Below are 22,104 nucleotides of genomic sequence, written 5' to 3'. Positions count from 1 at the left end.
TTAATTTATTGTTATATGATTGAACACAACAACACTGCCATTATAAGAACAAGTATGCAAGGAATGCGATTCCAAATTGATTTATATAACTTCATGATAAAACTCTTGATCTTTACAGGTTGCTTGATGCTGAGCGGCTGTAACTTGACCCCTAAAGCCAACAAGCAGGCCATAGAATACGCGGAGCAAGGAGATTTTATCTCAGCCCAACAGCGTATTGACTATGCCTATAAAAACTCATCTCGTGACGAGCTATTATATTATCTTGAATCCGGTATGTTAGCTCATTTACAACACCATTATGAATTAAGTAATCAACACCTTTCTCACGCAAAGGAAATCATTGAAGCCGCCTACACTGTCAGTATCAGCGACCAGCTTTTTTCTACTTTTACTGGCGCAAGTTACAAAAAATATACTGGTCGCACTTTTCATAAACCCATGATCCATACTTTAATGGCGCTTAATTATGTGTCGTTGGCAAACGCCTCGAAGGTAAACCGTGTTGCTTTGTATGACTCTGCACTGACAGAAATGCGCCAACTGGACTTATATCTCTCTCAATTACAGCAACAAACCGGAGGCTATGTAAGTCAACAAAAAGCTAGAAGTGATATTGAGCAAATTTTTAAAGCTGTTTTTAATCAACCATTTATCAGTGGTGAACTTGAGTATAAAGACGATGCATTTGCACAGTATTTAAGTGGCGTTTTATATGAGCAACAAGGCGAGCTAGATAGTGCTCGGATCCAATATGAGCGAGCGGTGAGTGCATACAAAAATGGCTTTAGTAAACAATACAAACTAGGTCAATATGCAGGCCAACAAGCACAGCAAGATCTCAACAGAATGGTTGCAGACAAGGAAGAAAACTACTTCACATTAGTTCAAAGCTTAGGTGTATCACCGCAGCGCAAAGAGTTTAACCTTTATCTTAGACCTGATGAAGAGGCACAAGCGATAGTGATTACGCCGATTTATTGGGGGACAAAAGAAGAACGCCAAGCCCAGTTCGCATGGTTTAATTTAATGTTTGCTGATACCAGTTTGTTTGATCTCATTCAAAACTATGCAACAGGCGACTTTAGTGATGTTGTATTAGGCACTGTCACAAAACGCTTACCTCTCGGTGATAAGTTATGGCAAAAAGCCGTAGACGAAGGGGTGATTGATGCACTCAAGTATGGCAGTAGAATCTCGGTTACTTACTTACAACCTCATAAAAACGATATCCAACATGTTGCGCTTTTCGCTAACGGACAAAAACTTACAGAATTACACCCCTTTTATTCGGTAAACTTACTCACATTGTATGACGCGCTAGGTAATGCCAATATGGAAATTTACACCGCTATTTCTCGAGAAGTGTTAAAAGCAGTCACAGCAAGTAAAGCGATAAAGCAAGTTGGCATCCAGCAGAACTCGCTGTTGGCAGGGCTTGCTCAGCTAACATCATCTGTCACCAACGCCATTACAGCAGCGGCAGATACTAGACAATGGCAATCTTTACCAGGTGAAATTAGAGTGGCTCGAGTGAAATTACCCGAAAATACCACTCACCTGCAATTGCAAACCCAATTAAGGACTGGCAGAGTGATTAAACAGGATATACCGCTGAATCAAACAGCACCGTTGCTTAGCCACATTCGCACCTTCATCGGTGTAGCTGAACCAGAAAAACAAAATTATTTATCATCTATAACTAACATGGACTGAATACATGAAGCCTAAATTTGCAGTTAAATTAGTTGTCCCAATGCTCATCGCGTCTAGCGCAGCGATGACGGGTTGTTCTTCAACAACCAAAGTGAGTCGCGTGGACACCAATGAAGAAATAGCGCTTTCAGATAAATGGAATGCCAAAGACTCTCAGTTAGTTGCTGAAGCAATGATAAGCGATATGCTCGGCTTCCCTTGGGTACGTGAACACCGTGCCAAAGAAGGCACTCGACCCGCTATCATTATTCAATCTGTTCGTAACAAGTCGCATCAGCATATTGCAGTTGACACTTTTTTGAATGACCTCAAGCGCGCCATATTGCGAAGCGGGCAAGCTGACTTCGTCGCAAACCGCTATGTACGCGATGAAATTCGTGAGGAAAGACGAGACCAAGAGCTTAATTCAAGCCTCGAAACTCGTAATGAGATCGGTCAAGAGCAAGGTGCTGATTATGCACTATCCGGCACGATTAACTCATTTGTTGATGAACAAGGTGGAAGTCGGGTCACTTTCTACCAAGTAGATCTTCGATTAATAGACATGACGACTAACCGAGAGGTGTGGAATGGACAGAAGAAAATTCAAAAACTTCAAGAGCGCAGCGGGTATGGTTTCTAAACGTCTAGCGTTACCTCTGTGTATTCTACTTAGTTTATCTGCCTGTCAATCTACCAAGCAGGCGGTTGCAAAGGAAGAAAGCTTACCCACTTGGGCTACGCAGCAACCGAGTTCCGATTATCTAGTGTATGGCGTTGGTTCAGCGAGTCATATTGTAGATAGGACGGAAGCCAAACTTGCTGCCCAAGAAGCAGCTAGATTGGCGATTGCCAAACAATTAAATGTGGAAATTGAAGGAACGACACAAGTTGCTCAAAGTCAGGCTAATGGCGATTTTTCGTATCGAGTGGATGAGATTTTATATTCTCGAGTCCCAAGCATACAATTACAGGGGATCAATATTGAGCAGGAGTTTTACTCCTCAGAGCAAAAAGCGGCCTATGCCCTTGCCTCATTTAACAAGGTTGAGTCGAGGATGCACGCTGAGCTTGATATTAGGCAACTTGACGAAGAGATCAGTAACGCGACTATTTCGGCACTAACCAATTCAGAAAAACTAAAAGAAGCGATGGCAATTAAGCGACTAATCGCCAAAAGACGCAAAGCAAACGAATATCACAGGCAATTAGGTGGCGGCAGCATTGCCATACCAACCTCAGTGAGCAACAAAAACAAAATGCTGAATGATTTTATTCAGTCATTAACTTTTAGTATTTCATCAAAGTTTTGGGGACAGGAGTCTATCCGCAACCAGTTAGCCGAAAGCTTGACTAAGCAAGGTCTTACTGTTGTGGGTGAAAAACAAAGTGCAGACTTTCAAATTGACTTTCGCGTAGATTTCGAAGACGTAAAGAAAAACAGCACTTATTATGTTTTTGCCAACTCGAGTTTAACACTCATGGAAAACGATAAAGAAAAGGCGCATGTTTCTGCACAAATAAAAGCAGCGTCTAGTTTTGAAAACATGGCTAAGTCTAATGCTGAAGAAAAGTCAGCAAAGATGCTAAGCAAAAAGCTGACGATGTTAATCATTGATAGCAAAATCTAAAGTAAGGCCCTTTTTTATAGGGCCTTACTTATCTCTTCCTAAAATGACTTCACCACTTTAACGCTGCTATCTGCGGCTCCCGAAGACACAAACCCAATTAGGTTAGGGTTACTCGCAACGAGTTTAAGTACCTCAGCATCATCGGCGGCTTCTTTTGGCGGTGTCCCTTTTCCAGTAAATACTAATTTTGACCAATAAGCTTTAAGTTGACTTGATGACTTATTAAGTACCTTTTCATTAAACTCATCGGTTACCGTTGAGCCATCAGCCTGAGTTATCGGAAGTGCTTTAGAGCCATCGGAGAATGATTTTGATTTACCGATAAAAATTTGCTTAATTTCATTCTCATCAAGTGTAGAAGTATTGGCAGGGTTGACAATGACATCCACGGCTAGGCAACTAAAAGCGCTGCAAAGTAGAGTAAGTAAAAATAATTTTTTCATGCTTCTCTCCTTAAAATACCATGTCGATGCCAATTGTAATGGCTTTACTATCACCCGCGACCGCTAAACCAACGGAGTTATCCTCCACCTCATCATACTGAATCTTGAAAGCAGCGGAGGAATGAAAATCCCAACGTACTCCAAACGAAGTCGTTTCATGGCTTTCGGCATCCTCGCCCTCGCCTTCAAAATCTGCGTAAGATACAAATGGCGTGATATTGTCAAAACGATAGCCCAATGTCAGCATCTTGGTATCTAGATTACCGTCCAAGTCCAACCGATTTAGCTCAGATAAAATAAAGAAATTTCCCCAGTCTGCATTTACTGCTAAACCATAAAACTTACCATCTCGCTCATCACTTCCCTCCCATAAGACAGGCTCTCCAGAACGATATCGCTGGTTGGTGTAGCGCATATGGGTTAAACGCACTTCAAGCCAGTCATTACTGGTTTGAATTACGCCGCCTAGTATGTCTTTCCAGATTTCTCTAGTTGGTTCTTGAAAGAAAAACTCGCTCAACAGCTTATTGTCATCATCGTCTTCTTTACCCGCGTAAATATTCCCGCTTAATGACCAATCGCCTATACTGCCGCTGTAGAGCATATTGACGCCATTATAATTAAAAATTTGCCAGGTGTAGTTGTCCGCGGGTGCACGCATCCAAATATAGGCGTAACCCACATCATAAAAGTCGGAATAATAAAATAGTGGTAAGCGTTTTTTACCTGCTTGGAAAGTCCAATTCTCATTAATCTCATAGGACAAATAAGCCCACTCAAACTTTGCATCAAAATCATCTGCGCCGCGCGCAACAATCTGACCAGTAACGCTTAAACCTTCGGTTAGATCAGCACTAAATTGAAGGCCCATCAATGTTTCAGGTTCAAATGAGATATCCTCGTCGTAAACACTGACGATAGGATAATCGGCGAGAAATATTGGATCGTTTATTCCGAATTGTGGAACACCACTTCCGCTCAACACCTTACCAGCATTGATACTTGCGAATCCGGAAAAGTTAACCTCTGCATGCCCTGAAAAACAGGCAAGGCAAAGGGTACAACCTAAAGCTAGTTTCATCTTCATTGTGATTCATCCCAATTGCTTGTTCTACAAGTACTACATTGCAAGTATAGTTAAATTTAAAAAAATGCTAGCAAAAGCAGCAAATTGATAAAAACTTTTGCAGAAAAAGGGATGAAATAGGAACAAAAAGCAGCTTACGCTGCTTTTTAACAACTAAGATTCATCGTTATAATAACGTTCGATTTGGTCCTTCAAGTTAGGCGGTACACCTTTAATCGTAAGCGTATCAGTCGCAGCATCATAAATAACCCGCTCACCCAAATGCTTACGTTCAAAGCCAACGCTTACTCCACCGCCAAGCCCAGAAAATTTCACCATACTCGTTACTGTCTTTTTATCGACAGGAAAGCTTTCTTCCAGCTCATAGCCCTGCTCTTTATAAAAGTCTTCAAACTTCACGTCTGCAGACTTCGAAAGCGTCTCGGACAGTGTATTAACATCTGCGTCCTCGCCGCTTGAAACACAGTCGTTACAGTAATCAAAAATTTCCTTGCGGATGTCGTCTTTTTCAGACTTTTCAAATTGCTGTGTAGACAAATAATCCTCAACCGCGTGTAACATAGTTTGCGATTGCTGCTTTGGATCGATCCCCTCTTCACAACCAAGAAAATCTAAAAAGAAATCAGCAACTTTTCGACCAGCACGCCCCTTAATGAAGGAAATATAACGGTTTTCTTCTGCGGCCGTATCCCAAGCATCTAAATCGATTCTCGCAGCCAATTGCATACGTGAAATATCTAAGTGTTTTGCTGCGGATAAGTCTAAGTCTGAGGTAATTGTGTAATGTTCTTTAATATTAATCAGTGCAATCATAATAAAATTGCTGGCAACATACTGATAATGACAAAACACTAAATACCCAGTTTCATGAAATGCATATTTATTAAGCTCTTCTTTAAGCACATTGGTTGCTTCTTGGGTTAAATTCCAAAAGTTAAGCTCATTATTTCGATAACTCTGCATCGCAGACGCGACCACACTGCTTTTTTCGCCGCTAAAAGCACAGAACCCTTTACCCGGTTTGCCATTGTAGGCATGATGCAATTGTTCAATGAAAACATTAACTTTGTCATTGATTTGCATTTCATCGTCACGTAGATGTATTTCGGTATCTTCGTCTTGTTTGTCTACATAGTGAACAACTAGTTTTTTTACCTCAACGCTCATCTTTGTTTTTCACGCCTCTAATGTTAAAATGTAAAAATTATTGCTTTTATAAATTGAACCAACTGATGCCTATCCAATCAAAGTATTCCAATAAACAAGTAGAAGAAATTGTTGACCAATTAGTTAATGTATTAAGCTCGCAAAACGCACCAGTTGATCTCAGCTTAATGTGTTTGGGTAATTCTATCACGCACATTCTAAAAGAACATGTTCCAGAGAGTAAGAGACAATCTGTTGCCGAAAATTTTGCCAAAGCACTTACACAATCAGTAAAGTAACGGAATGAATCTTACACCGCACAGCCCTTTTTCATCAAAAGCAAGTCAATTACTCAGCTGGGGACACTGGTTTACCTTTGCTAACATTGGCTTGGTTTTATTGATTAGCTCAGTTTATTTGTTCGCCGACAAAGCGCCAAGTACCTTTGTCGGTTGGTTTTATATGCTGATCACGTGGATAAGCCATACCAGCTTTATCACTTTTTGTGCGTTTGTATTAACTATCTTTCCGCTTAGTTTAATATTCCCTTACCCGCGACATATTCGCGGCATGGCTGCGATTATTGCCTCGGTTGGTATTGTTGTACTAACAGTGGATGCCTTTGTTTACCTACAACTTGGCTACCATATCAACCCAGCTTCGCTTTCCGATATTTTTGTTTTATTGTGGGAAACCTTAGTCGGATCATCCCTAGTTAATCTCATCATTACCATTGCAATGCTTGGACTGGTGCTCACTTTTGAACTACTCGCGGGCAATTATGCTTGGCGTCATTTAGCCGAGCTTAAATCCTATAAATTCCCTCGCTATGCGACTGGCACCATTGTGACCTGCTTTGCGCTCAGTCACAGCCTGCATATTTGGGCTGATGCGAATGCCTTTTTCGATATCACTAAGCAAGATAATGTATTACCCCTCTCTTATCCTACAACCGCAAAGAGCTTACTCGCCAGGCACGATTTACTTGATATCGAGCAGTATGAAGAAGCGCACTCACTAAGCATTGGTGATACGCATTCAAAATACAAAGCCCCTGTAATTTCGGCGGTATGCAAAGAAAAGAAAGATACCACAGAGCAACCTATCAACGTTTATGCTTACACAGATGAGGCGCTGTTCCAAAAAACAGCAACAGCCCTTCAGAGCAACGTTAAAAATAACGTGTTCCGAATAGATTCTGTTTTACGCGCAGGAAAAAGCAGCGATGCGCTATTCAGCCTGATTTACGGTCTACCGAGTTATTATAAAGAGTCTGTCCTGCTGCAGCAGCAAGTTCCGGTATGGTCAATTAATAATGACTTAATGAGTGTTAATACTAACGGCGAGTTCTCTTTTGTGCCTTCTCATCAAGCAAGTAAATTAACAATCATTGAAGTAAGTGACGAAATTGACATTGATAGCTCAAAGCCGTTCGTGGCAATTGATATTAGTGCACAGCAAGCGACGGTATTAACCAGTTCTGCGGTAACGAACATTGAGCTGTTTGCTCAGGCTTCTGGTCTTGTACAGCCCAATGACATCACCTACACCCTGTTAAGCTCTTATCTTGGCTGCGACCCCCTTGCTCAACAAAGTATGCTGGCATCGAACATAAAAACTCGCTCTCATGCAGAAGGCGTTAACTTTACCCAAGGTGTCTTAGTTGCCTTCAAAAAAGACAAAATCACCTTAGTCAATCAAGATGGCAGCTTCAAGCAGATGTCAGCAAAGGAAGGCTTTGTGTTAAACGGTAGTCTAGATATTCCATTTTTAATACAAAGTATTAAGACATTAAAAAAATTCACAGCCCCTGAAGCACAATAACCTTGAACAAAGTGGGATGTCATCTATGGTTAAGTAGATATTAACTGTTACAGCAAGGATGCCATATGCAATTGTATCTAAAACTACTTGTACTTATTTTTGTCTCTACTCATTGTTTCGCCACAACAACGGTAAAATACTTCAAATGCACGACCGACAGAGGCATCGTTTTTAGCCAATTTCCCTGCTCGGCCAATGCGACCCAGCATACGATAACTACATCCGATCCTAAAGCCTCAGCTCCCTCAGAACAGCACTATAAAACGCTAAATAATTTGGAACGTAACCAAATTGCGAAAAGGACAAAGCGTGCGCTCAGAGCCAAACACCATGAAAAAGCCGTGCTCAATCGCAAAAGAGATACCGCGGTTAGAGAGCAACAAGATAAGTTAACTAAACTGATGAATGAAGACAGGCGTAAAAAGGTCGTCAGACAAGTTAAAAAGGAAATAAAGGCCATTAATAAGGCACATGCTAAAGCGATTAAAAGCCTAGAGAAAGAGATTTCAAAATTAGAAAAGCAACTCAAAGAATATGAGTGATATAGCCGCTCAATTGCATGGATTGCCTTTTTGAGAATCGCACTTTAGCCAATGAGCATTCGCTATAATTATGCAAATGCCTTGACTGGTATTACCAGATGACTTTTCGCACATTACCTTGTAAAGTGAAACCACTCCGCGTGGATAATTTATGAGGGATGTAGATGCAAGCACAGCAGTTAGCAGAGCGAATTTTATCAGGTTTCCAAAACCACTATCACGCATTTGTAAAAATTACCAAACTGGCACCCATCGCTTTTGCTGCTCAAAATTGGGGAGAGATAGAACGAATAAGTAAAGCGAGGATCAGCCAATACGATAGCAAAGTTGATGAAACCGCACAAAAGTTAATACAACTCTATGGCTCGACGCAACTGGATGAATCGCTATGGTATCAAGTAAAACAGGCTTACCTTGAGCGTCTTACCTTTCACCCTCAACCAGAGCTTGCTGAAACTTTCTATAATTCAGTTTTTTGTCGCCTCTTTCACCGCCGATATTACAATAGCGATTTCATTTTTGTTGAAACCCAGCTAGCTAACGCCACGTCACTCCCTGTAGAAGCTGAGTATCGAAGTTATTTCCCAGTCGTCAATGGCCTCAAGCCCACCATAAAAAGAATTATTGAACATATTGACTTTCATTGTGAATTTGAAGATTTAGATAGAGATATTCGACTACTCGTTAAGGCGTTTCTTAAACAAGCACCTAACACGCATCATCAAGCGCATTTAATGCGCTTCGATATCCTCAGCGCACCTTTCTATCGTAATAAAGGTGCCTATATTGTCGGCCGAGTGGTATCTAAATCTGGTGTACAGCCGTTTATCATTTCGGTATTACATGCACAAACTGGAGGCTTACTGATCGATGCGCTGCTTACCAATAGCTCACAAATGCGGGTGATTTTTGGTTTTGCGCGTGCTTACTTTTTAGTAGAGACCCATGCCCCATCTGCGCTAGTTAAGTTTTTAAATCAACTTATGCCAAATAAAACAAAAGCTGAACTTTATAACGCCATCGGCTTTCATAAGCAGGGGAAAACCGAATTTTATCGTGAGTTTTTACACCACTTAGCTAATTCCGAAGAACAATTTGAAGTCGCCCCAGGTACACCCGGTATGGTGATGATGGTATTCACTCTGCCAAGCTTTCCCTATGTTTTTAAAGTGATCCGTGACCAATTTCCAGAAAGTAAGCCATTTACAAAGACAACCGTTTTAGAGCGCTATCAACTGGTAAAACGCCACGATCGCGTAGGTAGAATGGCAGATACGATTGAATATTCCGATGTAGTGATCCCACTTGCACGTATTTCACCTGCCCTTTATCAGCTGTTGCTGGATTCTATCTCTCAAAGTATACGTATTGAGGGAGACAATATGGTGATAAAGCACTTGTATATTGAGCGCCGCATGACACCGCTCAACCTCTTTGTACAGCAAGCCGATGAAGAAACGTGCGAGCAAGTCATTAGAGATTATGGCTATGCGCTCAAAGAGATGCTCGCTGTAAACATTTTTCCAGGAGACATGCTGTTAAAAAACTTTGGCGTGAGTAAACACCATCGAGTTATCTTCTATGACTATGATGAGGTGCAATATCTCACGGAAATGAACTTTAGAGCGCTGCCAAAACAAGGACTTGATAATATGTACGACTCTGGCGATATTTCCAGTGCACCGCAAGACGTCTTTCCTGAACAGTTGTGTACATTTGTTCTGACAAATCCTACACTAAAGGAAATGTTTCTGCGCCATCATGCTGATTTGGCTGAGGTGTTGTTTTGGCAGCAAGCACAACGAGATATTCGTGAGAAAGTCGTAAGACATATTTACCCTTATCCACATGATAATCGCTTTCTCCAAGATGCCAAAAAAGAAGAATAATACAAAGGAAAACTGAGTGAACATTAGTAAAATTGACCTTAACCTGCTGGTTTACCTCGATACCTTACTTCGAGAATGCAATGTAACACGCGCCGCAAATCAATTAAGTATTACCCAACCAGCAATGAGTAATGGTCTTAAGCGTCTCAGAAACCTCTTTAATGACCCTATTTTAGTACGCACCAGTGAAGGCATGGTGCCAACAGAGCGCGCGCTTGAGCTGCAACCTGTGATCCGTGGCATACTCATGACTCTGGAAGAAACCTTAGCCCCTAACAGGGAGTTTGAGGCAGCGAGTAGTAATCGAGTATTTAGGATTATGGCCAGCGACTATGCTGCAAGTACGCTTGCGCCAAAACTTCTAACTAAACTTCATGAAGAAGCCCCAGATACAACCCTTGATATTCTCACGCCGAGTGATGTTACTTTTCATGATGTAGAAAATGGCAAGGTAGACATGGCAATTAACCGCTTCGAAAATCTACCGCAATCGTTTCACCACAAACGAATTTGGAAGGATAGTTTTTGCTGTCTGGTGAAATCCGATAACCCCGTTATTACCAACTTTACGCTTGATGCCTATTTAAAATCTCGCCATATTTGGGTCAGTAAAACTGGATTTGGTGTTGGGGTCGGAATGGATCCTGCAGATGTACAGAAGCTTGGCTGGGTTGACGAAGCGCTTGCACACTTTGGAAAACACAGAAACATCGCGACATTTACACGTAATTATCATGTTGCAATTCATTTAGCAAAAGAGCAGAACTTAATCGCAACATTGCCGTCAAAAGCCGCGAATATCTATCGTGATGATCCGACCTTAGCAGTTCTGGAGCCGCCATTCCCTATTCCGCCGTTTGAGTTAGATATGATTTGGAGCCCGCTATTACATCGCGATGCGAGCCATATTTGGTTAAGACAAAAAATTGCCGAGGTAGCTGAAGAGCTAGCATAGCGATATACCTAAGCTTTGCTTAGGTGCGCTTTTTGAAATTGGTATCGCCAGCTAATTGAACTATCCTTTTATCTATATGCATAAAAGGTGCAAGATAGCATGGCGAAATTCTCTTATAGAGCAACGGTTGATAGTAAAGAGAAACTTATCCACGCAGCCGCATACGGGGAATGCGTGGAAGCCAATATTATCGAGATGTACAAAAATTTAGGGCTTGCACTTAAATCGAATCAGCTAAAGAGTTTAGTTATCGACGTATCTCAATTACATATCACCTACGATTACCCAAGCGTCCTAACCGTTTTACAAAAACTCAATCAATTTGTCGATGGGATCACTCTTGCTCGAGTTATCTCCCCCTCAGACACCAAAAGTGGATTAATTGAAGCATTTGCTGACAAGCACGGTTTAACGATTAAGAACTTCGAGAACTACAACGACGCAGTGGCTTGGGTACATACTGTGAATCCAAAAAATAATTAAGAATATTCAGAATAAAGTCATGATATCAGTGATATTATTTGCCGTTGGTCAATAACAAATGGCCAACCATAAGTAATACCAATTGAATTAATTCTCTAATCAATTTGAAGGGTGAAATAGCATATTAGCTTCGTTAAAAATTTCTCATTTAGAACAACTAAATAGCAAAATTTTTGCCTTGCTACTAAAGCTATTTCCCCGCTTCAAGATAGATCATTTACTTAATACAACTGGTATAATTTGTGAACAACCTTTATTTCATAATAGGGAACTATGGAACACTATATCTCAACGTTCATTTTTTTCTTTGCGGTCATCGACCCCATTGGCACCATACCGGTATTTATCGCAACTACCACAGGCTTTGATATTGCGACAAAACGAAAAATAGCGGTTAAAGCCACACTGGTTGCAGCTATTGTATTGCTGTTTTTTATTATTGCAGGTGAAATCATTTTAAACGCAATTGGTATTCCCCTACCTGCATTCGCGATTGCCGGAGGCATCGTACTGTTCATCTTTGCCATGACAATGATTTTTGGCGAGGGTAAGCCAAGTGAAGAAATTAAGTTAGACAGTAAAGCATCCGACACCGCTATTTTCCCTTTAGCAATGCCTTCTATCGCAAGTCCTGGGGCTATGTTGGCAGCCGTTTTGCTTACCAAAAACAGCGAAAACAATGTATTTGAACAACTCCAAACCTCGATTATTATGCTCAGCGTATTGGCTATCGTGTTGATATTTTTACTGGTTGCGACAAAAATTCACCAATGGATTGGTGATAGTGGCGCAAGTATCGTCAGCCGAGTAATGGGACTTATCTTAGCTTCCGTTGCAGTATCTAGTGTATTGGCAGGTATTAAAGAGTATTTTATGTTGTGATAGAGAGTAACGAGAGGGTTAGCCCTCTCTTTCGATGTCATTGTTTCAAAATAAATTTCTTCACCGCTTTATTATGTTCAGTCAGTGTTTTCGAAAAGTGATGTCCACCATCTCCTGATGCAACAAAGTAAAAGTATTCGGTTGTTGCTGGATTAAGTGCCGCATGGATAGCAGCACGAGACGGCATTGCAATGGGTGTCGGTGGCAAGCCATCAATTCGATAAGTGTTATATGGCGTCTTTTCACGGATATCTTCACGTTTAATATCACCATCAAAGTGCTCACCAATACCATAAATAATGGTTGGATCTGTCTGTAAACGCATGCCCTTACGTAAGCGATTGATAAAAACGGAGGCTACTTTATCTCTTTCTGCAACTACGCCCGTTTCTTTCTCAATAATCGAAGCCAAGATCAAGGCTTCATAAGGCGTGTTTAAAGGAAGATCAGGCATTCTATTTTGCCATTCCTTTTCAAGCACACTCTGCATTTTGGTATAAGCACGTTTAAGTAAGCGAAGCGCTGAGTCATTTCCATGATAGTGGTAGGTATCAGGGTACAACCACCCTTCAGCTGAACTTTGCGATATATTCAGTTGTGCTGTCAGCTTATCAATGTCTTGCTTTAAGTAGGGGGCACTGAGGAGCTTGTTTTTGACTTCCCAAATGGGCATCCCTTCAATGATTGTAAAGCTAAAGTTGTGTTGATCCCCGCGACTAATCTTGCTGATGGCATCAAGCACAGTTAACCCTTTAAGATCGTAAAAGCCCGCTTGTAACGCGAATAATTTAGGCTCTACCTTACTATAAAGTTGGTAAGGAAAGCAGCTAGATAATGCCCCGCTACGCTGCCATAGATGACATAGCTGATTAAATGTTTGCCCAGCCTTTATCTCAACTAATGCCTCAGAGATATTAAGTGGTTCAAATTTAACCTTATTTATTTGTTGAGATAACCACCATGACGCTGCTGCTATCAAAAATGCGACTATGATAAACAGTTTTTTCATTTATATTACTTCCCTAAAAATCGCCTTTTCAATTCATGTAAGTCGACGATATCGAAATGTTTATTCTCAATTCTTACTACGGGTACCAACTGCATTAAACTATTACAAATAAAGACACCATCAGCTGCTTTTAACTCGTCAAAAGCAATATTTTTGACCCTAATATCGTGCTTACTTTCAAGTGCGGTTAAAAACACACCTTTAATGCCTGAGCCACTAAGATCTGGTGTATATAGATTGTTTTCTTTAATCATGATGATATTTGCCGCTGACGCTTCAATCACCCTATCATTGATATCCGTCACAATGACATCGTCGCAAACCAATGTCTGTGCATCTTGTTTAATAAGTACTTGTTCTAACCGATTCAGTGTCTTTAATCCGGCTAATAACGGCTGAATACCCAATTTAACTCGGCTTAATGCGACCTCAATCCCATTCTGCTGCCAAGTTGTATAGTGTGAAGGAAAAGGTAACACCTGAATACTCACACTCGGCTGAGGCGTCTCAGGAGCTTGATAACCGCGACCCCCTTCCCCTCGAGTGATAAGGATCTTCAGCACCGCTTCGATTTTATCTTTAACTTGCTCTTGAACCAAAGACTCGATTTCGACTAGTCGTAACACAGGAAAGCCCAAGCGCTGCTGACATTCCACCAGTCGCTTCCTATGAAGTGGCCACAAATCAACATTTCCATCACGGACTAACGCGGTGGTAAAAAAGCCATCACCATAGGCCAATCCTCTGTCAGTGTTAGAAAAAAGCTGTTGATTATCCACATCACTTTCCTTTTTAAGGGTTTCCAAAACATAAAAAAACTCGGCAATGCCGAGCTTTTTTATCATAACCTACTTTGCTATCAATTTACTAAGGCTGATCTACACCTTTTTAAATAGCAATGAACCGTTTGTTCCACCGAAACCAAACGAGTTACACAAAGTGTATTCTAGTTTCGCATCACGGGCAGTATGAGGCACATAATCTAAATCACAGCCTTCATCTGGGTTATCCAAGTTAATGGTCGGCGTTACTTTTTGGTCTTGCAGCGCAAGAATTGAAATAATAGATTCAACTGAACCCGCGGCACCAAGTAAGTGACCCATCATTGATTTAGACGAGCTCACCATCACATCTTTTGCCGCAGAACCAAACACCGACTTAACAGCATGCGTCTCTGCAACGTCACCCGCTGGAGTAGAAGTGCCGTGTGCGTTGATATAGCCAACCTGCTCTGCATTGATCCCTGCGTCGTTCAATGCATTAACCATGGCCTGTGCAGCGCCAGCACCATTTTCTGGTGGTGATGTCATGTGGTATGCATCACCACTCATACCAAAGCCAACTAGTTCAGCGTAGATCTTCGCACCGCGTGCTTTCGCATGTTCATACTCTTCTAGTACGATCACACCGGCTCCATCAGCTAGCACAAAACCGTCACGGTCTTTATCCCAAGGGCGAGAAGCCGCTTGCGGATCATCGTTACGCGTAGAAAGCGCACGAGCCGCGCTAAAACCGCCCATACCAATTGGGGTTGACGCTTTTTCAGCACCACCGGCTACCATCGCATCTGCATCGCCGTATGCAATCATACGGGCCGCATGACCAATATTATGAAGGCCAGTTGTACATGCAGTCACAATCGAAATATTTGGACCTCTCAAGCCATGCATGATGGACAAGTGACCAGAGATCATATTGATAATGGTAGAAGGAACGTAAAACGGAGAAAGCTTGCGTGGACCGCTATTTAATAGCTTGACGTGGTTTTCTTCAATTAGCGTCAAGCCACCGATACCAGAGCCGATGGCTACACCAACTCTAGCGGCATTCTCTTCGTTAACTTCAAGACCTGAGTCTTTTAAAGCCTGTACACCTGCAGCGATACCATACTGGATGAAGACATCCATTTTTTTAGCATCTTTAGGGGAAATGTACTCAGTGACATCAAAGTCGTTAACTAAACCAGCAAACTTAGTTCCGAAACCTTCTGTGTCAAAATGCGTGATATTGCGAATGCCACTACGGCCTTCTAATAAGCCCTGCCAGGTAGATGCAACATCATTACCCAGCGGCGTCAACATACCTAAGCCAGTTACTACGACTCGACGTTTAGCCACGGTGTCCTCCAAAAAGGGATTATTATAATAATTGGGGGGTCTAGAAAGAGTTAGGGCAGCGAGTGCTGCCCTAATAGAAAAGCTAGTTACTCAGCGTGAGCAGTAACGTAGTCGATAGCTGCCTGAACAGTAGTGATTTTCTCAGCTTCTTCATCAGGGATCTCTGTATCGAACTCTTCTTCTAGCGCCATTACAAGCTCAACAGTGTCTAGAGAGTCAGCACCTAAATCATCAACGAAAGACGCTTCTGATTTAACTTCTTCTTCTTTAACACCTAGTTGTTCAACAATAATTTTCTTTACGCGTTCTTGGATGTCGCTCATTCTTCTTTCCTTTATTTAAACGCTACTGCGTTAATTTTCAGATTGCGGCGCAGTTTACGACGCATCATTCTGGGATTCAAGGATTGACCCGTACTTTTTTTTCTGGTCAAACCTGTTACAAAGCTTTGGATCTTTTTATCGCCTATTTTCGCGACGATTTCAAGTACGTTGTCGACAAGATCACAAAAATTTCAATTGATTTGTGATCTTAGCGGGTTAAACCATGTACATCGCACCATTTACGTGCAAAGTTTCACCAGAAACATAAGCTGCCGCATCTGATGCTAAATAAACCACAGCCGCTGCGATTTCTTCAGGCTGACCTAAACGACCTGCTGGTACATTTGCCAAAGTCGCTGCTTTTTGCTCATCAGTTAGCTCATCCGTCATGTCTGTCTGAATGAAGCCAGGTGCTACAGTATTTACCGTAATACCACGAGATGCAACCTCACGCGCCAATGATTTTGTAAAACCAATTACACCCGCTTTTGCAGCAGCATAGTTAGCTTGACCCGCATTACCCATAGTGCCCACTACTGAGCCAATGTTAATGATACGGCCATTTTTCTTCTTCATCATTGGACGAAGTACCGCTTTTGATAAGCGGAAAATGGATGACAAGTTAGTATCGATGATGTCATCCCACTCTTGATCTTTCATGCGCATCAGCAAGTTATCGCGTGTGATACCAGCATTGTTTACCAACACATCAATATCACCTAAATCTGCTTTGATTGCATCCAAAGTTGCTGTGATTGAGTCGGCATCTGTCACGTTTAGCGCATAACCTTTACCATTTTCGCCTAGATACTCTGAGATACGCTCTGCACCAGACTCACTCGTTGCAGTACCCGCAACTTTTGCACCTTGCGCCACTAAGGCGTTAGCGATTGCTTTACCAATACCGCGGCTAGCACCCGTTACTAGTACAACTTTTCCTTCTAAAGAAAATAAATTACTCATAATGCTCTCGTTATTATTCTGCTGCAGCAATGGCAGCTAAATCATTTACCGACACACACGACACTGAGCGGTCGATGCGTTTCACAAGACCCGAAATCACTTTACCAGGGCCGAACTCAAAAGTTGTTGTAACACCTTCTTTCGCAACCGCTTGTACAGTTTCAGTCCATCTTACTGGACTATAAAGCTGACGAATAAGCGCATCTTTTATTGCTGCAGCATCTTTTGCAACAGCAACGTCAACATTGTTAATCACATCAAACTTTGGCTCTGAAAATGCAAGTGCTTCAAGATCTTTGGCTAATTTATCAGCCGCAGGTTTCATTAATGCACAATGAGATGGAACGCTGACTGCAAGCGGTAATGCGCGCTTAGCTCCTGCTTCTTTACACGCTTCAGAGGCTCGATTTACTGCTTCAACGTGACCCGCAATCACCACTTGACCTGGTGAGTTGTAGTTTACCGGCGAAACAACGTCGCCCTGTGCAGATTCGGCACAAACTTTAGCAATCACGTCATCATCTAAACCAATAATTGCCGCCATTGAACCCGTACCAGCGGGAACCGCTTCTTGCATGTATAAACCACGTTTTTCCACTAATTTAACGGCATCTGCAAGTGTTAATACTTCTGCACATACCAATGCAGAGTACTCACCTAGACTATGGCCAGCTAGTGTCAGTTCAGCTTCAACACCTTTATCTTGCCACGCTCTAAAGATAGCAACACTTGCGGTTAATAATGCCGGTTGAGTACGGTGCGTTTGGTTTAATTCTTCTTCAGGACCGTTTAGCACAAGTTCGGCTAAATCGTAGCCTAGTGCTTCTGACGCTTCAGCGAAAGTCGCTTTAACGATATCAGAAGATGCTAATAATTCAGATAACATGCCCACGCTTTGTGAGCCCTGTCCTGGGAAAAATAATGCGATTTTTTGTGACATATTGTGCTCTTATTTTCTCTGTTGTCGCCACGTCCTCATGTCACTTAGCAGTGTTAGGGATGCGGACCTGACGGTTGTTTTTCTGTGTCGACCTGAGCAAACACCGCTTGGATCTTTTCAGGGATCTTGCGTTGTACTTCTTGCGCAGCTTCTTCAATCGCGGCTAAAAATGCCTTCGTTGTGGCATTTCCGTGACTTTTCACAACAATACCGCGCAATCCTACCAGACTTGCGCCGTTATACTGGTCGGGGTTCACCCTTCTATACAATTTTTTTATAACGGGTCGAAGTAAAAAGGCCAACGCTTTATAAAAAAAGTGCTTTTTTAACGCTTTGCTAAACTTATGCATGATGAGTTTGGCAATCCCTTCACAGGTTTTCAAGGCGACGTTACCGACAAATCCCTCACACACAATTACATCAGCTTTGCCAGAGAACATATCGCTCCCCTCACAATAGCCTTGATAATTAATAACAGATGAGGATTTCATTAATTTTGCAGCTTGCTTGATACCATCATGGCCTTTGATTTCTTCAGAGCCAATGTTTAGCAAACACACTTTAGGTGAAGGAATATTTAATGCCTCTCCAGCCACGATTGAGCCCATAATACCAAACTGATAGAGGGTTTCAGGGTCGCAATGTACATTCGCACCAAGATCAAGCAAATAAACGGGCTGTTTTTTCTCTGTTGGAACGGCTGAAATTAATGCGGGACGCTTGATGCCAGGCAACATTTTTAACACATAGTGGGCCATAAAAAAGAGCGCACCTGTATTTCCTGAACTAACACAAGCCTGCGCTTCGCCAGATTTCACCAAATCAAGCGCAATACGCATTGAAGACTGCTTTTTATTTCTAAGTGCAGAGGCAGGTTCACAACCGTTAGTGACGACTTCTTTACAGTGTTTAATTTTGAGTCTTGGATGATCCAGCATATTAGCTTTAGTCAAAGCACTTTCAATAACTTGCTGATTACCACAGAGGATTAAATTTAGATTTGGGTGCTTAAGCACAGCAGCGATAGCTGCGGGGATAGATGAACGGGGGCCGTAATCGCCCCCCATCATATCTAACGCAATGGTTAGATCGGTCAGCATAAAGTAATCTCTTACTTAGAAATTACTTTAACGCCTTTGTAGTAACCGTCAGCAGTCACGTGGTGACGACGATGAGTCTCGCCAGAAACCTGATCTACAGTTAGAGCTGGTCCACTGATCGCATCGTGTGAACGACGCATACCACGACGTGCGCGTGACTTCTTGCTTTTTTGTACCGCCATTAGCCTTCTCCTAAGAATCTTTCTTAAGTTGTTTCAAAATTTCAAATGGATTTGGTTTGCTATCTTCTGCTTCAATTTCACCAAAGCTCTTTGGCTTATCAGAATAAGAGCATAGTGCTTCATCATGCGTCGGGACTATCGGAATTGCGAGTAATAGCTCATCTTCGACGATCTGTCTTAGATTAACCTCACCCTCTTCATCCAGTTCCAACACATCATAACGCTCGGGAAGATCATCCGACTCTGCACCTAATCCGACTGGCGAATACGCAAAGTCTTGTTCCAAATCCAACCCTAATTCATCATTACAACGCTGACATACAACAGTTAGATGGGCTCGGACTTTGCCTTGCACAACAACCAAACCTTGTTCGTCGATGTTGAAATGAATGTCTACCGCTATTTCACTATTTTGATCACGCACAACTTGCTGCAATCGAGAAAGTTCTTCAAGCATTACAACACCGTCATAAGATGCTCGACGTTGCGCTGCTCTGCATGGATCAATAGTGATGGGAATTTTCACCTTTTGCATAGGGGCTGCATCATATAGATAGTTACTGTGTTAGTCAAAGTAAAAATACACTTTCCCTTTGTTTTTCGCGTTATTGCGCATTATCCTGTTGGCAATGTTGTCACAAATATAAAAATCTCATGAAAACGCCACTTATTCTAGCCTCAAGTTCGCCATTTAGGCAGTCAATTTTGAAAAAATTAATGCTTCCTTTTGCATCTTTTTCACCGGATGTAGACGAGCAAGCACTCGAAGGTGAATCAGCACAGCAACTTGTTGCACGATTGAGCGAATCAAAAGCCAAAGCAGCAATAGCAAAATATCAACAAGGTGTGGTGATTGGTTCAGACCAAGTTGCGCTATTCAACGGTGAGATCCTAGGAAAGCCACATAATAAAGAAAACGCGATTAAGCAACTAAGCCTATTTAGCAATAATCGCGTGACTTTTTTGACTGGTTTAACCGTTTTCGAAATAGGAAGCGGCAAAACGGTCACTGAAGTGGTACCGTTTCATGTTTACTTTCGCCAACTTACCCAAACACAGATCAGTAACTATTGTGATGCGGAAACACCTTACGACTGTGCTGGAAGCTTTAAAAGCGAAGGATTAGGGATCTGTCTGTTTGATAAGCTTGAAGGAGAAGACCCCAATACCCTGATTGGCCTTCCCCTTATTCAACTCACTAAAGCACTGCTCACGTTTGGTATTGATGTGCTCGCCGAGCAATCAGGCCAACAATAGGTTAGACAAGTCATGATAGTTATCGCAAATATGAGCAGCCGACGTTTGCGATAACTGCTCTCTTGTTGCAACACCCATAGTGACGCCGATCGCGTCAATGCCTGCATTTTTCGCTAAATTCATATCAATAATCGTATCGCCTATCATGACAGCCTCTGTAGCTTCCACATTTAGTTCAGCCAAAATCTGAAGCAACATATCGGGATGCGGTTTAGACTCCGCCTCACATGCTGTCCGTGTCGTAACGAAAATATCACTCAACCCGCTTTCTGCCATCAGGCGGTCAAGCCCTATTCGGCTTTTTCCTGTTGCAACCGCAACTTTGATACCACTGCCATGTAATTGCTTTAAAAGCGTTTCAGCACCTTCAAATAGAGGCGCTGGGGTTTTGTCTTGATGCTTATAGATATATTTATAAGCCGCAATTAAAGACGCTAATTTGTCTTCATGATTTGGAAAAAGTGTCAGTATCGCTTTATCGAGAGACAGGCCGATAATACTTTTCGCCGCTTCGTTACTGACGGGTGCAATTCCACAAGATTCAGCAGCTTGATGAATGGTATTTACGATTTTTGGCACAGAGTCCATGACGGTGCCATCCCAGTCGAAAATTACACACTTATAACGCATGTTACTTCCTTAATTTAACTAAGCATGCTTCCAAAGCCCCATCCAATGGTGCCTCTACATGGTGTGTCGTTTCTGTTTTCGGGTGCATAAATCTGAGTTCTTTAGCATGCAAAAACAGCCTATTTAATCCCACTTCACGCATTTTGGCATCAAACACCTGATCGCCATACTTATCATCACACGCAATCGGATGTCCTTTACATTGAGTATGCACTCGGATCTGGTGCGTTCTACCTGTTACTGGTGACGCCTGCACTAAAGTTGCGGACTCAAAACGCTCGACGACTCTAAAACGAGTATGAGAAGGCTTGCCTTGCTCATGATCCACTCGCACCACTCGCTCACCTGACTTTAAGGTATTTTTACGTAGCGGTTCGGTGACATTTTTATGTTTGACATCCCATTGCCCTGAAACCAGCGCAAGATAATTTTTCTCCATGGTCTTTTCTCTTAGCTGCTCATGAAGTCCTTTAAGCACAGCGCGGCGCTTTGAAATCAACAAACAACCCGATGTATCGCGGTCCAAACGGTGAACCAACTCCAAGCTTTGCTCTTGTGGGCGTAATGCTCTTAATGCTTCAATTAAGCCATAGCTTAAGCCGCTGCCACCATGCACCGCCATACCGGCTGGCTTATTTATAACTATCAGATACTTATCTTCATAAAGAATGGCATCTTCTAGGTTTGCAACTTTATCTAGATTTTTAGGCACAAACTCTGTTTTCTCCGCAACACGCACAGGTGGAATACGGATTTCATCATTGATTTGTAGTTTATATACAGGCTTCACCCGCTTTTTGTTTACGCGCACTTCCCCTTTACGAAGAATTTTATATACGGCGCTTTTTGGCACCCCTTTCAAATGCGTAACTAAAAAGTTATCGATCCTTTGACCTTCTTGGTCTTCAGTCACGGTAACGAAGCTAACTTGTAATGCGGGTTTCTCTGACATTGCCTAATCACTGATTTGAGTAATAATTTAGTTGCTATCTCGACATTATTAGTG

25 protein-coding genes are annotated in these 22,104 nt (G+C 42.1%); 11 read left to right on the top strand and 14 right to left on the bottom strand.

The annotated features are described in order from the left end of the window. Positions 1 to 54: 54 nt before the first annotated feature. The 3 genes from A587_RS0120785 to A587_RS0120775 are packed head-to-tail and all read left to right on the top strand — an operon-like array spanning position 55 to position 3,326. On the top strand, positions 55 to 1,716 hold the full coding sequence (locus A587_RS0120785; RefSeq protein ID WP_017219135.1) for a hypothetical protein: 1,662 nt from the start codon (positions 55 to 57) through the stop codon (positions 1,714 to 1,716). 4 nt (positions 1,717 to 1,720) lie between these two features. Continuing rightward, positions 1,721 to 2,338 carry a penicillin-binding protein activator LpoB gene (locus A587_RS0120780; protein ID WP_017219134.1) on the top strand — a complete coding sequence of 206 codons (618 nt, stop codon included), beginning with the start codon at positions 1,721 to 1,723 and terminating at the stop codon, positions 2,336 to 2,338. Beyond that, positions 2,286 to 3,326 (top strand): hypothetical protein, encoded by a 1,041-nt coding sequence (locus tag A587_RS0120775; protein ID WP_232288099.1) that lies wholly within the window; start codon positions 2,286 to 2,288, stop codon positions 3,324 to 3,326. Before A587_RS0120780 ends, A587_RS0120775 begins: the two co-directional genes overlap by 53 nt. A gap of 38 nt (positions 3,327 to 3,364) precedes the next feature. Here A587_RS0120775 and A587_RS0120770 read toward each other — a convergent pair whose 3' ends face one another. The 3 genes from A587_RS0120770 to yejK form a co-directional block, all read right to left on the bottom strand. Continuing rightward, on the bottom strand, positions 3,365 to 3,769 hold the full coding sequence (locus tag A587_RS0120770) for a phosphate ABC transporter substrate-binding protein (RefSeq protein ID WP_010374038.1): 405 nt from the start codon (positions 3,767 to 3,769) through the stop codon (positions 3,365 to 3,367). Between the two features lie 10 nt (positions 3,770 to 3,779). After that, complete coding sequence (locus tag A587_RS0120765; RefSeq protein ID WP_010374037.1) at positions 3,780 to 4,856, bottom strand: porin; 1,077 nt, start codon at positions 4,854 to 4,856, stop codon at positions 3,780 to 3,782. A 153-nt stretch (positions 4,857 to 5,009) separates the two neighbouring features. Further along, a complete protein-coding gene (yejK, locus tag A587_RS0120760; RefSeq protein WP_017219131.1) occupies positions 5,010 to 6,023 on the bottom strand; it encodes a nucleoid-associated protein YejK in 1,014 nt (337 codons plus the stop codon). Positions 6,024 to 6,088: 65 nt separating this feature from the next. On the opposite strand from yejK, the gene A587_RS0120755 reads away from it, so the two are divergent. The 7 genes from A587_RS0120755 to A587_RS0120725 all read left to right on the top strand — a co-directional run bounded on the left by A587_RS0120755 (position 6,089) and on the right by A587_RS0120725 (position 12,577). After that, a complete protein-coding gene (locus tag A587_RS0120755) occupies positions 6,089 to 6,301 on the top strand; it encodes a DUF1414 domain-containing protein (protein WP_010374035.1) in 213 nt (70 codons plus the stop codon). A 4-nt stretch (positions 6,302 to 6,305) separates the two neighbouring features. After that, entirely contained in the window at positions 6,306 to 7,826 is a 1,521-nt protein-coding gene (locus A587_RS0120750; protein WP_017219130.1) for a DUF3413 domain-containing protein, read from the top strand. Between the two features lie 65 nt (positions 7,827 to 7,891). Continuing rightward, positions 7,892 to 8,368 (top strand): hypothetical protein, encoded by a 477-nt coding sequence (locus A587_RS0120745; RefSeq protein ID WP_010374033.1) that lies wholly within the window; start codon positions 7,892 to 7,894, stop codon positions 8,366 to 8,368. Positions 8,369 to 8,532: 164 nt separating this feature from the next. Beyond that, on the top strand, positions 8,533 to 10,257 hold the full coding sequence (gene aceK, locus A587_RS0120740; protein WP_017219129.1) for a bifunctional isocitrate dehydrogenase kinase/phosphatase: 1,725 nt from the start codon (positions 8,533 to 8,535) through the stop codon (positions 10,255 to 10,257). Between the two features lie 16 nt (positions 10,258 to 10,273). Then, entirely contained in the window at positions 10,274 to 11,212 is a 939-nt protein-coding gene (locus A587_RS0120735; RefSeq protein WP_010374031.1) for a LysR family transcriptional regulator, read from the top strand. Positions 11,213 to 11,311: 99 nt separating this feature from the next. Continuing rightward, positions 11,312 to 11,695: a hypothetical protein gene (locus A587_RS0120730; protein ID WP_017219128.1), complete on the top strand. Its 384-nt coding sequence runs from the start codon at positions 11,312 to 11,314 to the stop codon at positions 11,693 to 11,695. Between the two features lie 273 nt (positions 11,696 to 11,968). Beyond that, positions 11,969 to 12,577, top strand: a complete 609-nt coding sequence (locus tag A587_RS0120725) for a MarC family protein (protein WP_017219127.1) — start codon at positions 11,969 to 11,971, stop codon at positions 12,575 to 12,577. A 37-nt stretch (positions 12,578 to 12,614) separates the two neighbouring features. Here the strand turns inward: A587_RS0120725 and mltG are convergent, their stop codons facing one another. The 9 genes from mltG to yceD form a co-directional block, all read right to left on the bottom strand. After that, complete coding sequence (gene mltG / locus A587_RS0120720; RefSeq protein WP_017219126.1) at positions 12,615 to 13,586, bottom strand: endolytic transglycosylase MltG; 972 nt, start codon at positions 13,584 to 13,586, stop codon at positions 12,615 to 12,617. Between the two features lie 5 nt (positions 13,587 to 13,591). Continuing rightward, positions 13,592 to 14,431 (bottom strand): aminodeoxychorismate lyase, encoded by an 840-nt coding sequence (gene pabC / locus A587_RS0120715; protein WP_017219125.1) that lies wholly within the window; start codon positions 14,429 to 14,431, stop codon positions 13,592 to 13,594. Between the two features lie 33 nt (positions 14,432 to 14,464). Further along, the gene (gene fabF / locus A587_RS0120710; protein WP_010374022.1) at positions 14,465 to 15,703 is read right to left on the bottom strand and encodes a beta-ketoacyl-ACP synthase II; all 1,239 of its coding nucleotides are present in this window, start codon (positions 15,701 to 15,703) and stop codon (positions 14,465 to 14,467) included. Positions 15,704 to 15,789: 86 nt separating this feature from the next. Then, positions 15,790 to 16,026 (bottom strand): acyl carrier protein, encoded by a 237-nt coding sequence (gene acpP, locus A587_RS0120705; RefSeq protein WP_010374019.1) that lies wholly within the window; start codon positions 16,024 to 16,026, stop codon positions 15,790 to 15,792. Between the two features lie 216 nt (positions 16,027 to 16,242). Then, entirely contained in the window at positions 16,243 to 16,989 is a 747-nt protein-coding gene (fabG, locus tag A587_RS0120700; protein ID WP_017219124.1) for a 3-oxoacyl-ACP reductase FabG, read from the bottom strand. Between the two features lie 13 nt (positions 16,990 to 17,002). Further along, positions 17,003 to 17,929, bottom strand: coding sequence for an ACP S-malonyltransferase (fabD, locus tag A587_RS0120695; protein ID WP_010374013.1), 927 nt, complete (start codon positions 17,927 to 17,929; stop codon positions 17,003 to 17,005). Between the two features lie 53 nt (positions 17,930 to 17,982). Then, positions 17,983 to 19,029: a phosphate acyltransferase PlsX gene (gene plsX / locus A587_RS0120690; protein WP_010374011.1), complete on the bottom strand. Its 1,047-nt coding sequence runs from the start codon at positions 19,027 to 19,029 to the stop codon at positions 17,983 to 17,985. Between the two features lie 11 nt (positions 19,030 to 19,040). Continuing rightward, positions 19,041 to 19,211: a 50S ribosomal protein L32 gene (gene rpmF / locus A587_RS0120685; protein WP_010374010.1), complete on the bottom strand. Its 171-nt coding sequence runs from the start codon at positions 19,209 to 19,211 to the stop codon at positions 19,041 to 19,043. Positions 19,212 to 19,221: 10 nt separating this feature from the next. Then, positions 19,222 to 19,746: a 23S rRNA accumulation protein YceD gene (yceD, locus tag A587_RS0120680; protein ID WP_010374009.1), complete on the bottom strand. Its 525-nt coding sequence runs from the start codon at positions 19,744 to 19,746 to the stop codon at positions 19,222 to 19,224. Positions 19,747 to 19,865: 119 nt separating this feature from the next. On the opposite strand from yceD, the gene A587_RS0120675 reads away from it, so the two are divergent. Then, positions 19,866 to 20,468, top strand: coding sequence for a Maf family protein (locus A587_RS0120675; protein ID WP_026001079.1), 603 nt, complete (start codon positions 19,866 to 19,868; stop codon positions 20,466 to 20,468). Here A587_RS0120675 and A587_RS0120670 read toward each other — a convergent pair. Both A587_RS0120670 and rluC read right to left on the bottom strand, forming a co-directional pair. Next, a complete protein-coding gene (locus A587_RS0120670; protein ID WP_017219122.1) occupies positions 20,454 to 21,098 on the bottom strand; it encodes an HAD family hydrolase in 645 nt (214 codons plus the stop codon). The genes A587_RS0120675 and A587_RS0120670 overlap by 15 nt on opposite strands. A gap of 1 nt (position 21,099) precedes the next feature. Then, the gene (rluC, locus tag A587_RS0120665; protein WP_017219121.1) at positions 21,100 to 22,050 is read right to left on the bottom strand and encodes a 23S rRNA pseudouridine(955/2504/2580) synthase RluC; all 951 of its coding nucleotides are present in this window, start codon (positions 22,048 to 22,050) and stop codon (positions 21,100 to 21,102) included. Positions 22,051 to 22,104: the final 54 nt, after the last annotated feature.

The sequence above is a fragment of the Pseudoalteromonas sp. NJ631 genome (assembly GCF_000276645.1).
In the GTDB taxonomy this organism is placed as follows: Bacteria; Pseudomonadota; Gammaproteobacteria; order Enterobacterales; family Alteromonadaceae; genus Pseudoalteromonas; species Pseudoalteromonas piscicida.
This window is presented reverse-complemented; position numbering and strand designations above follow the sequence as displayed.